The 11,534-nt window shown below is 65.7% G+C and carries 10 protein-coding genes; 5 read left to right on the forward strand and 5 right to left on the reverse strand.

The window, feature by feature from the left end; genetic code table 11:
* Positions 1-30 precede the first annotated feature (30 nt).
* Positions 31-372 carry a hypothetical protein gene (locus tag HGI46_RS14560; RefSeq protein ID WP_168904816.1) on the forward strand — a complete coding sequence of 114 codons (342 nt, stop codon included), beginning with the start codon at positions 31-33 and terminating at the stop codon, positions 370-372.
* Positions 373-389: 17 nt separating this feature from the next.
* On the opposite strand, the gene HGI46_RS14565 is transcribed toward HGI46_RS14560, so the two are convergent.
* The 5 genes from HGI46_RS14565 to HGI46_RS14585 all read right to left on the reverse strand — a co-directional run bounded on the left by HGI46_RS14565 (position 390) and on the right by HGI46_RS14585 (position 7,326).
* Entirely contained in the window at positions 390-1,181 is a 792-nt protein-coding gene (locus tag HGI46_RS14565; RefSeq protein WP_144906269.1) for an IclR family transcriptional regulator C-terminal domain-containing protein, read from the reverse strand.
* A 129-nt stretch (positions 1,182-1,310) separates the two neighbouring features.
* Positions 1,311-2,432 (reverse strand): zinc-binding dehydrogenase, encoded by a 1,122-nt coding sequence (locus tag HGI46_RS14570; protein ID WP_168904817.1) that lies wholly within the window; start codon positions 2,430-2,432, stop codon positions 1,311-1,313.
* A complete protein-coding gene (locus HGI46_RS14575) occupies positions 2,432-3,292 on the reverse strand; it encodes an isocitrate lyase/PEP mutase family protein (RefSeq protein ID WP_168904818.1) in 861 nt (286 codons plus the stop codon). The genes HGI46_RS14570 and HGI46_RS14575 overlap by 1 nt, the downstream gene beginning before the upstream one ends.
* A 113-nt stretch (positions 3,293-3,405) precedes the next feature.
* Positions 3,406-5,265 (reverse strand): hydantoinase B/oxoprolinase family protein, encoded by a 1,860-nt coding sequence (locus HGI46_RS14580; protein ID WP_168904819.1) that lies wholly within the window; start codon positions 5,263-5,265, stop codon positions 3,406-3,408.
* Between the two features lie 12 nt (positions 5,266-5,277).
* Positions 5,278-7,326, reverse strand: a complete 2,049-nt coding sequence (locus HGI46_RS14585) for a hydantoinase/oxoprolinase family protein (protein ID WP_168904820.1) — start codon at positions 7,324-7,326, stop codon at positions 5,278-5,280.
* A gap of 250 nt (positions 7,327-7,576) precedes the next feature.
* Here HGI46_RS14585 and HGI46_RS14590 point away from each other — a divergent pair, with 250 nt between their 5' ends.
* The 4 genes from HGI46_RS14590 to HGI46_RS14605 are packed head-to-tail and all read left to right on the forward strand — an operon-like array spanning position 7,577 to position 11,524.
* The gene (locus tag HGI46_RS14590; protein ID WP_168904821.1) at positions 7,577-7,870 is read left to right on the forward strand and encodes a DUF1330 domain-containing protein; all 294 of its coding nucleotides are present in this window, start codon (positions 7,577-7,579) and stop codon (positions 7,868-7,870) included.
* Positions 7,870-8,832 carry a formylglycine-generating enzyme family protein gene (locus HGI46_RS14595; protein WP_168904822.1) on the forward strand — a complete coding sequence of 321 codons (963 nt, stop codon included), beginning with the start codon at positions 7,870-7,872 and terminating at the stop codon, positions 8,830-8,832. The genes HGI46_RS14590 and HGI46_RS14595 overlap by 1 nt, the downstream gene beginning before the upstream one ends.
* Complete coding sequence (locus HGI46_RS14600) at positions 8,829-11,045, forward strand: molybdopterin cofactor-binding domain-containing protein (RefSeq protein WP_168904823.1); 2,217 nt, start codon at positions 8,829-8,831, stop codon at positions 11,043-11,045. The genes HGI46_RS14595 and HGI46_RS14600 overlap by 4 nt, the downstream gene beginning before the upstream one ends.
* A gap of 11 nt (positions 11,046-11,056) precedes the next feature.
* The gene (locus tag HGI46_RS14605) at positions 11,057-11,524 is read left to right on the forward strand and encodes a (2Fe-2S)-binding protein (RefSeq protein ID WP_168904824.1); all 468 of its coding nucleotides are present in this window, start codon (positions 11,057-11,059) and stop codon (positions 11,522-11,524) included.
* The last annotated feature ends 10 nt before the right edge of the window (positions 11,525-11,534 follow it).

Below are 11,534 nucleotides of genomic sequence, written 5' to 3' on the forward strand. Positions count from 1 at the left end.
GCGCGGGCATGGTTGCTGTAAGGCAGCCAGATGGCCCGCAAGCATTCAAAACATGGTCGCTACGACGACTTCGATACCCCGGACGAGGAAGAGGCGCCGCCGCCGGTACCCTGCTGGCTGTGCGGACGGCCAACCGGGAGCACCATCGTCTGGCATCACCCGATCCCCAAGAGCCGGGGCGGGCGCGATACCGTGCCGATGCACGGCATCTGCCAGCAGACGCTGACGGTGAACTTCACCAATTCCGAACTGCAGCGCATCGGCATGGATGTCGAAAAGCTGCTCGACAACCCGGCGATCCGCAAGTTCGTCGACTGGGTGGCGAACAAGGACCCCGACTTCACCGCGACGATTGCCAAGAAGCAGCGGTAATGCGGGGCCTTTGAGCCTCAGGCATTCCCCATCGGCACGTTCGACAGGTCGTGGCTGATCGCTGCGGCTGTGGCCTTGAGGTCGTCGAGGTAGGTTTCGAGCGCGGTCGAGAGCTTCATGGCGGCGACGAAGAACACCATGGTCATGGCGGCTTCGAAGTGGCCGTTGCGGAAGATCGGGACGGCGATCGACGAGGTCTTGCCCGGTGTCAGGTTGAAGTGGTTGCGGCCCTGCACGGCATAGCCATCGGCGCGGATGCGTTCGACATCGAGGCTGACTTCGGCGGTGGCGAGATAGTTGAGGTCGATATCCTGCGAGACGCGCATGAAGCGCAGGATCATCTCGCGCTCTTCCGGATCGGCAAAGGCCATCGAGACCTTGCCCGACGCGCTGTCGAGGATCGGCAGGGTGAAGCCCGGGTAGTAGTGCTCGAAGGTGAGCGATGAGTTGGCGTGGGTGCTGTCACGCAGCATCATCTCGCGGCCGACGCGGATGGCGATGGAGACCGGCCAACCGGCGCGGGCGGTAAAGGCGACGATGTGCGGGCGGGCGATGCGGACCAGTTCATCGTCGTGCTGGAAGCCGGTGGCCAGCGTCTGGACGAGGGCAGTGGCGCGGTAGCGCTTGCGGGCGGGTTCCTGCTCGATCAGGCCTTCGTAAAGCAGGGTCTGCACGATGCGGCAGGCGGTGGGATAAGGCACCTCGGCGGACTTGGCGATTTCCATCATCGAGAGCGAGCCGTGGCGGTTGATTGCCTTCAGCGCGGCGATGGATCGCGTGATCGACCGGATAGGAACGCCTTTTTCCATTGTACGACTCCCCTTGGCACTCTGTGGTTGGCCGCAGAGTGACAAGAGAATGTCATTTAACCGAATTGTTCAAGGAATTATCCGCCTGTCGGATAAACCTGTCCCCAATTCGGAACAAACATCAGCACCTCACCATCCGGGAACGATGACCTGACGGACGGCCTTGCCCTGGGCAAGCTTGTCCATGAGGTCGTTGATTTCCTCCAGCGGGCTGACCGAGGTAAGGAGCTTTTCCACCGGCATCCGGCCTGCCTTCCACAAGGCGATGTAGCGCGGAATGTCGCGCGCCGGGATGGACGAGCCCATGTAGCTGCCCATCAGCGTCTTGCCCTCGGCGACGAGAGACAAAGCATTGATTTCAAGCATTTCCGTAGGGTTCGGCAGGCCGACCGTGACGATGCGCCCGCCGCGCTTGGCAGCCTTGTAGGCTTGCGCCAGCACGGCTGCCTTGCCCACGGTTTCGATTACCACGTCGGTGCCGAACAGCGGCTGCTCCTCGCCCGGAGCGACGGCGGCAGCGGCGCCGAGTTCGAGCGCGAGCGCGCGCTTTTCCGGCGAAGGATCAACCGCGACGACCGGCTGCGCCCCTGCCGCCAGCGCGCCGAGCAGCGCGGCGAGGCCGACGCCGCCGAGGCCGAAGATCAGCACCGACTCGCCGGGCCGGACTTGCGCCGTGTTCATCACGGCGCCGACGCCAGTGAGGACGGCACAGCCGAACAGGGCTGCGGTCTCGGGCGGAATGTCCTTGTCGATCTTTACCAACGAGCGGCGATCGACCACGGCCTGCGTGGCAAAGGCGGAGACGCCGAGGTGGTGATGCACGCCCACACCGTCACAGGACAGGCGCGAGCCACCCTGCATCAGTTCGCCCTTGCCGTTGGCGGCAGCGGCATTGGCGCAGAGGTAGCCCTGTCCCGAGGCGCAGGAGACGCAGTGTCCGCATGAAGGCAGGAAGACCAGCACGACGCGGTCGCCCACTGCCAGCGAACCATCGCCTTCATCGCCCAATGCCAGCACTGTAGCGGCAGCCTCATGACCCAATGCCATCGGCATCGGGCGCGGCCGATCACCGTTGATGACCGAGAGGTCGGAATGGCACAGGCCCGCTGCGTCAATCCGCACCAGCACTTCGCCGGGCTTCGGGTCGGCCAGTTCGAGAGTCTTGACCTCGAGCGGCTTGTTCACCGCATAGGGGGCAGGGTTGTTGCCGCTCTGGTTGAGGACGGCGGCGGCGATGCGGCGTGTGGTCATCAGCCGGCCTTGCCCCACTTCTTCTCGAAGGCCCACACGTCCTCGAATCCGATCAGCGAGCAGAACTCGGAGAAATCGAACAGGCCATCGGGCTGGCCGACGCCGTTGTCCTTGAGATCGCGCAGGACCTTCTCCATCGCAGCCGCAGCGGCAAGGCTGGTGAGCGAGGGGTAGATGGCATAGGCATAGCCGATCTCGGCCAGCACTTCGGCGGGCGGCACCGGCGTCTTGCCGTGGTTCGACATGTTGGCCATGCAGGGCTTGTCGAGCACGGCGCAGGCCTTGCGCATTTCCTCTTCGCTGTGGAGCGCTTCGGGGAAGAGCACGTCGGCCCCGGCCTTCGAATAGGCTTCGAGGCGGCGCAGCACGCCATCCAACCCTTCGCTTTCACGCGCATCGGTGCGGGCGATCACGACGAAGTCCTCGCTTTCCCGCGAATCCACGGCGACCTGGATCTTCTCGACCATGTCCTCGGTGGAGATCAGGCGCTTGAACGGAGTGTGGCCGCACTTCTTGGGGAATTCCTGATCCTCGATCTGGATCGCGGTAACGCCCGAGGCTTCGTAGCCTTTCACGGTGTGGTGGACGTTGAGCAGGCCACCATAGCCGGTATCGCCATCGGCAATGACCGCCGCGTTCGACGTGCGCGCCAGCGTTTCCATGCGGTTGCGCATCTCGGTGTAGGTGGCGATGCCGGCATCGGGCAGGCCCCAGGCCGAGGCGGTGAGCCAGTATCCGGTGCCATAGACGATGTCGAAGCCGACCTTGTTGGCGATCACCGCGGTGATCATGTCCTGGATGCCGGGGACGACGAAGAACTTTCCGGAGTTCAGTTTCTCGCGGAGGATGGGATTGGCCACGGGTTTGATCCTTATGCGTTGTCCATGCCCACCCCGCTGCGACTAACTCCGCCTTCGGCTCCGTAAGTCTCGCTCCCCTCCCGCAAGCGGGAGGGGTTGGGGGTGGGCTCCTGTTAAGCGTTCGCCCAGCGCGGCGCCTTGGGGGCGGGGAGGCCCGTCTCGGCAAGGCAGTTGGCGCGCAGGGTTTCGATGTCGGGACCGAAGTTGAACACGCCAAGCTCGCCGCGTTCGGCGCGCATCTTCGTGCGCAGGGCTTCGGTGGCAGCGGCATCGACTGCGCCGTCCTTCAGCACCACGCCATAGCGCAGGGCGCCCTTTTCGGTGACGAGGCCTTGCTTGAGTTCGACCGCCAGCAGTTCGGGATCGCGTTCGAGCGGGTCGCCCCAGCCGCCGCCGCCCCAGGTGATGAAGTGGAGGCGATCACCCGGTTCGACCGGATAGTCTTCCAGCTTGTTGCCGACGACGATCTCGGTGCCATCGGCCTTGACCAGCACCTTGCGCGCACGGGCGCCCGGCTCGCCGCCGTTTACGCCCCAGGGCGGCACGAACCAGCGGTCATCGTGGATGGCGATGGTGCCGGCTTCGAGGAACTTGTAGACCATGTCGATCCCGTTGCCGCCACGGTGCAGGCCCGCGCCGCCCGAATCCGGAACGGTCTCGTAGCGCTCGATCACCAGCGGGAAGTAGCGCTCGAGGAACTCGTTGGGCACGTTGGTGAAGCCGGGGAACAGCGAGTGGCCGTCGGGGCCATCGCCCAGCGGACGGCCGGGGATGCCGCCGAAGCCGATCTGAAACAGCTGGAACCACTTTCCGGCCTTGTCGGTGCCGGCGTAGAACAGGTGCGGCGACGAGGAGAAGCCGGCGGCGTTGAGAAATTCCGGCGTCTTCTGGCCGAGCAGCCCGCCGAGGATGTCGAACAGGCGGCCGAGCACGTGGGTGCGGCCCGAGAGCGCGGCGGGGAACTTCGGCTTGAGCAGCGACCCTTCGGGGATGCGCACGTCGATCAGGTCGTAGTAGCCGTCGTTGAACAGGATCTGCGGATCGAAGATCATGATCATGTAGATGCCGAAGAACATGCGCATCATGTTCTCGTTGAGCAGCATGTTGATCGAAGCCTGGCTCTGCGGATCGGTGCCGGCGAAATCGAGCACCACGCGGCCGTCCTCGCGCCACATCGTGCACTTGATCTTGTATGGGCCATAGCCCAGGCCGTCGTCGCAGATGTAGTCTTCGAAGCTGACCTTGTCTTCGCTGATCGAACTGGCGATCAGCTGCTTCATCGCACGGTGGTTGCGTTCGAGCAGCATCGACGTGGCCGAGGTGAACACGTCGTCGCCGAAACGCTCGGCCATTTCATAGACGCGGCGCGCGGCGACGCGGCACGAGGCGATCAGGGCGTTGAGGTCAGCCTTGCACCAGTCCGGCGTGCGGGTCTGGTGCATGACCAGCTTGATCAGATCCTCGTTGTATTCGCCCTTCTTCCAGATCTTGACCGGCGGGATGCGCACGCCTTCCTGGAAGATCGAGGTGGCGTGGATCGGCATCGAGCCGGGGACCATGCCGCCGATGTCGCTCTGGTGGCCGAACATCGAGGTATAGGCGATCAGGCGGCCATCCTTGAACACGGGGAGCAGCACCAGCCAGTCGTTCGAGTGGCTGATGGCGCCCTGCACCGAGTAGGGGTCGGACAGGAAGATCAGGTCGCCGTCCTCGACCGTGCCGTCATAGCCATCGAGGAACGGGCCGATGTACGATCCGAACTGGCCGACGATCATCTTGCCGGTGTGATCGGCGATGAGCGGGAAGGCGTCGCCCTGCTCGCGGATGCCGGGCGACATCGCGGTGCGGACAAGCGTTGCGTCCATCTCGATGCGCGCATTGCGCAGCGCGTTCTCGATGATGTCGAGCGTGACCGGATCGACGGCAACCGGGTTGAAGGGCGTGGTGTTGGCCTGGATGATCTGTGCGGGCATGTGCTTAGGTCCTCAGGCGAGGTTGATCAGGATGTTGCCGACATGGTCGACGCGGCCGGTGCAGCCGGCTTCGATCAGCGTGGTGGAATCCATTTCCGTCACGATGGCCGGGCCGGGGATCACGTCCCCTGCGCGCAGCTTTGAACGGTCGTAGATCACTGCCGGAACCATGGCGCCATCGGCCCACAGTTCATGGTCGCGCACCTTGGCGGCGATCGGATCGCCGTTGCCCACTTCGAGCGGCGGGGCGGGCAGGTCGAGCGCGGGGCCCATGGCGACGGCGCGCAGGTTCACCAGTTCGTGCGCCGAATCCATGTTGAAGGTGAACAGACGCTTGTGTTCGGCATCGAAGCGGTCGGTCACGCCCTTCAGGCCATCGCGGCGCAGCACTACGGCGTCGATTGACAGCGGCACTTCGAAGGCCTGGCCTTCATAGCGGATGTCGAGTTCGAACTGGCTGGTGACATCGGCGTCACTGATGCCTTCGGCGGTCAGTTCGGCGCGGGTCTGCGCGGCCATGTCATCAAGCAGGGCGAGAACTTCGGCCTCGTCGGTCTCGTCGATGCGGCGGCTGAACGAACGCGCGGTTTCGGTGCGCATGCGCGTGGTGGCATCGCCCAGGGCGCAGAGCACGCCGGGGCTGACCGGGGAGACGGCAGGCCACGAGCCCATCAGCTTGGCCACGGCGTTCACATGGAGCGGGCCGGCGCCGCCGAAGCCCATCACCGCGAAGTCGCGCGGGTCATAGCCCTGCTGCACCGAGATCATGCGCAGCGCGCCGAACATGTTCTCGTTGACGATGTCGATGATGCCGCGCGCGGCTTCCATCAGGCCGATGCCCAGCGCGTCGGCGATGGTCTGCACCGCCTTCTTGGCGCCTTCGCGGTCAAGCTTGAAGGTGCCGCCGAGCAGGTTCTCAGGGAGATAGCCAAGCACGACGTTGGCGTCCGTCACGGTCGGCAGGGTGCCGCCCTTGCTGTAGGCGACAGGGCCGGGAACGGCGCCCGCCGACTGCGGGCCGACGCGCAGTGCGCCGGTGAGTTCCGGCACATAGGCGATCGAACCGCCGCCTGCGCCAACCGTCTTCACGTCAAGCGCCGAGGCGCGGACCGAGAGGTGGCCGACTTCGGTGGTGCGCTGACGGCGCGCCTCAAGGTTCTCGATCAGGGCAACGTCGGTCGATGTGCCGCCAACGTCCAGCGTCAGGATGTTCTTGATGCCCGAATTGCGACCAACCCAGATCGCGCCGGTGACGCCGCCTGCAGGACCCGACATGAGCAGCGAGACGGGATGCTCTTCCGACTTTTCCGAGGACATCAACCCGCCGTCCGAACGCAGCAGCGAGAGCGATCCGGCCATGCCGGCGCCGCGCAGGCTATCGCGCAGGTTGTGGATGTACTTGCGCATCACCGGGCGCACCGCGGCGTTGGCAACGGTCGTCAGCGTGCGTTCGTATTCCTGCATTTCGGGCAGGACTTCGTGGGAGAGCGACATCGGGATGCCGGGCATGATCTCTGCCGCGAGTTCGCCGATGCGCTTTTCATGCGCGCCGTTGAGGTAGGCGTTGACGAGGCTGACGGTCAGCGCTTCCACGCCGCTGTCGCGCAGGGCGACGAGGGCTTCGCGCACTTGCGCTTCGTCGAGCGGTTCCAGTTCATTGCCTTGCGCATCCATGCGGCCGCGCACTTCGACAGTGTCCTGCAGCGCGGCCAGCGGCACCGGCTTTGGCCAGACGATCCATCCGGCAAGCCCGCCCGGCACGAACGAGCGGGCGATCTGCATGACCTGGCGATAGCCATCGGTGGTGACAAGGCCGACACGGGCGCCCTTGCCTTCGAGCACGGCGTTGGTCGCCACGGTGGTCCCGTGGAGGAAAAATTCGACGTCGGACGGGCTGATGCCGGCCTTCTCGCAGATGGCGGTCACGCCGTTCAGAATGCCTTCCGAACTGTCATGCGGGGTCGACGGCGTCTTGTTGCGCCAGAATTCGCCAGTGCTCTGGTTGAACAGCAGGAGGTCGGTGAACGTGCCACCCACGTCCACGCCCAGTCGATAGGTCATGTCTACCCCGATCGCTATTGTCTTGCGGCGGAATCGCCGTCCGTTTGCAGTGGAGCGAGTGCTATTCATATCCTTCGCGCCGGGGGGATTTTCGGACAGAGTTATCCGCCAAGCGGCTTTTCAGCCCGGGAAACGGAGGTCCGGCGAACCGAAAAAATCCGCTGTTCGGATAAGGTTGCTGCTGTCCTGTTCGCTTGCCGCCGCGCGGTGTCGACTGCGCTCCAAACACATTTCGTGGAAGGATTTTGCAATGGCCGCATGGCTGGTGGTGACGGCTAAGCTCAAGGACCGCGATGCTTTCATGGCCTGCGGCTATTCACAGAAGGCGGCGGCCATCCTTGAGCAGCATGGTGGGCGCTATGTGATCCGCGCGCCGGGTGCGACGGTGCTGGAAGGCGAAGGGGCCGAAGGCGCATCGGTGGTCGTTTCGGAATGGCCGAGCCGGGAGGCCGCGCTCGGTTTCTACAACTCGCCCGAATATACCGAGGCCAAGAATCTGCGCGAAGGGCTGGCGGAGATCAACGTGACGCTGGTTGGCGCATGATGATCGGGCGCACGGGCCTGCTTGCGGTAAGCCTGCTGGCGCTGTGCGGCGTTGCAGCCGAAGCCAGGCCGGGCAAGCGCTTCAACGATTGCGGCAGGGATTGCCCCGACATGATCGCGATTGCGCCGGGCACGTTCAGCATGGGCGCGGATGCGGGCGAGGAAGGTCGTCCGGAGGGACCGGTGCGGCAGGTCACGATCACGCGACCGTTCGCGCTTGGCGTCACCGAGGTGACCAACGCACAGTATTCGCGCTTCATCGCCGCAACCGGGCGCACGCCGTCCAGGGGCTGCCGCTCGATCGTGGATGGCAAGGTCGAGATCGTGCCGGAGGGCGACTATCTGAACCCCGGGACCGGCGCGGGTGCCGGCGCGCCGGACAAGCCGGTGGTCTGCGTCTCGTGGCGCGATGCCACGGCCTATGCCGCGTGGCTTTCGGAGAAGACCGGGCAGAACTATCGCCTGCCTTCGGAAGCGGAATGGGAATATGCCGCGCGCGCCGGAAAGCCCGGCGACTATTACTGGGGCCAGTCCATCGACGCCGGATGCACCGAAGCCAACGTCTATGACAAGGACGGGGCAGCAGGTGGTGCCGTGCCGGTGTTCTCGACCGCCGAAGGTGCGGTTGCGGTGCCGCATGCGCAGTGCAGCGATGGCCATGCCGAGGTAGCGCCGGTGGGCAGCTACCGCGCCAATGCCTTCGGCCTGCATGACATGACCGGCAATGTCTGGGAGTGGGTGCAGGACTGCTATTTCGCGCCCTATTCCGCCGATGCGCCGACCGATGGCAGGCCTTACGAAGTCAGCGGCGATTGTCCGCGACGGGCGGTGCGCGGCGGCAGCTGGATGAGCTCGCCCTTCCGCAACCGCACATCGTGGCGCGGGCGCGATCCCGAAGATCTGGTGACGTGGATATTCGGCTTCCGCGTGGCGCGCGATCTGCCAGCGAAGGGCAGGAAATGACGCAGCCGTCCGGCTCGTTGGTCAATCTCAGTCGCCGGCATGTCCTGGCTGGTCTGGGTGTGGGTGCAGGTGGGCTGCTGCTCGGCAGCGCTGGTGCGGCCTGGGCCGCGACGGTCGGGGATGGCACGGACCCTGTGCAGTTCGGGCCGATGCTGGCCATCGCGCCGGACGGGGCGGTGAGGGTGGTCGTGCCGACCTCGGAAATGGGGCAGGGCACGCAGGAGGCTCTGGCGCGCATCGTTGCAGAAGAGCTCGACTGTGACTTCGCGCGGCTTGTGGTGCAGCTGCCGTGGGCGGATCCGGCCTTTTCCAATCCTTTCGCGCGCCGCCAGCTAACCGCCAATTCGATGAGCGTGACCGGCTATTACGGGGCCTTGCGCAAGCTGGGCGCGGGCGCTCGGGCAATGTTGCTGCAGGCGGCGGCGGCACGGCTGGCAGTTTCGGTGGAGAGCCTTTCTGCCAGAGCAGGCAGGATTACGGGCGGCGCCCGCGAACTGACCTTCGGCGAGGTGGCTGCCGATGCGGCGAGGCTGCCGGTTCCGACCGAGCCAAAGCTCAAGGACCCGGCCAGCTTCGGCGTGATCGGCGGCAAGACCCCGCGCAAGGACCTACGCGCCAAGGTGACCGGAACCGCGACGTTCGGGATCGACGTGGCCGAACCCGGGATGCTGGTCGCCGCGCTGGTGCTCGCGCCCCATCCCGAAGCACGCTTCACGGCCAAGGGGCTGGACGATGCGCGCAAGCTGCCGGGGGTGTTTGCTGCCGCGCCGGTCAAGGGTGGCGTGGCCATTCTGGCAGACCGCTTCTGGCGCGCGCACAAGGCGGCGCAGGGCGTATCGCTCGAGGTCAGCGCCAGCTCGATTGCCGGGCTTTCCGACGAAAGCCTGCGCGCCGGGATGCAGGCGGCGTTCGACGCGGTGGAGCCCGCGCCGTTTCCGAACATCGAAGCCGCGGGCTTTCCGCCCAAGCTGCAGCGCGCGGACAAGCCGCAAGTGCTTGCCACTCTGGCCGCAGCGCCGCGCAAGGTGGAAGCGACTTATGAAGTGCCGCATCTGGCCCATGCGACGATGGAGCCGATCTGCTGCTCTGCCAAGCTGACCGAAGATGGCCTGCTGATCCGTGGTCCGTTGCAGGATCCGGCGCTCAGCCGCGAACTGGGCGCCAAGCTGACCGGCCTGCCGCTCGACAAGGTGCGTGTCGAGGTGACGTTCCTTGGCGGCGGTTTCGGGCGCAAGTGGGGTACGGACTTCGTCGGCATCGCGGTGCAGGCAGCGCAAGCCGCGCCGGGGCGCCTGGTCAAGACGGTGTGGACGCGCGAACAGGACTTCGCGATGGACCAGTTTCGTCCTGCCTTTGCCGTTCGCTCGGTGGCTGGGCTGGACGACAAGGGCCGACCGGTGGCGATCCACAGCCGCATCGCCGGTGAATCCATCGCCGCCTATCATCGCAAGCCCGCAATTCCGGGCTTCGAAGGCATGGCCGATGCCAATTCGGCGGCGCAGCTGATCTATGGCGCCTATGCCGTGCCGCAGAAGCTGATCGAATACCACAAGACCGATCTGGACCTGCCGGTCGGCTTCTGGCGCTCGGTCACGATGTCGCAGAATGCGTTCTTTGCCGAATCCTTCGTGGACGAGCTGGCCTTTGCCGCGGGGCACGACCAGCTGGCGTTCCGGCTTGCGATGCTCGAAGGCCAGCCCCGCGTCCGTGCCGTGCTGGAAAAGGCGGCGGCGATGATCGGGTGGCAGGCGCGCAAGCCCGGTGCGGGCAAGAAAGCCGGAAAAGGGCGCGGCATTGCCTTCAGCTATTCCGACAACAGCTTCTGCGCGATTGCGGCAGAAGTGACGGTGAAGGGCAAGGCGCTGACGATAGACCGGATGGCCTGCGCCTTCGATTGCGGGCTGATGATCGATCCGGTCAGCACCGAGGGGCAGATTTCGGGCGGCATCGTGTTCGGCCTGCAGGCGGCGCTGTGGGGGGAAGTGCACTTCGAGGGCGGCCGCCCGACGGCCGAGAACTTCGGCGATTACCGCATGCCGCTGCTGGCCGACATTCCGCCGATCGACGTGGCGCTGATCCCCGGCGGCACGCGGCCGGGGCCGGTGGGCGAGGCGTCGACGCCGGTGGTCGCGCCCGCGCTGTGCAATGCCATCGCCGACGCCGGGGGGCCGCGCATCCGCGCCCTGCCCATCGCGCGCACGCTGGAAATCTGAGGGGCATCGGCATGGTCAAACTCACCGTAAACGGCGCGGAGCGCGATTGCCCGGCCGATCCCGATACCCCGCTGCTCTGGGCCCTGCGCGAGGATCTGGGGCTGACCGGCACCAAGTTCGGCTGCGGCGTGGGTGCCTGCGGGGCCTGCACGGTGCACGTCGATGGGGAGGCTGTGCGCAGTTGCCAGATGCCGATCTCCGAGGTTGGCGCTGGCAGCAAGGTGACGACCATTGAGGCATTGAGCCCGGCGCAGGCGGACAAGCTGCATCCCGTGCAGCAGGCCTGGGTCGAGGCGCAGGTGCCGCAATGCGGCTATTGCCAGCCCGGGATGATCATGGCGGTGGCGGCGCTGCTCGCCCGCGATCCCGATCCCAGTGAAGCGACGATCCGCGAACAGATTACCAATATCTGCCGTTGCGGCACATATCCGCGTATAGTTGCCGCGGTGCGGCAGGCTGCCGCCGCGGCGCGCGCATGAATACAGGAAG

It is taken from the genome of Novosphingobium sp. ERW19 (assembly GCF_012641315.1).
GTDB lineage: Bacteria > Pseudomonadota > Alphaproteobacteria > Sphingomonadales > Sphingomonadaceae > Novosphingobium.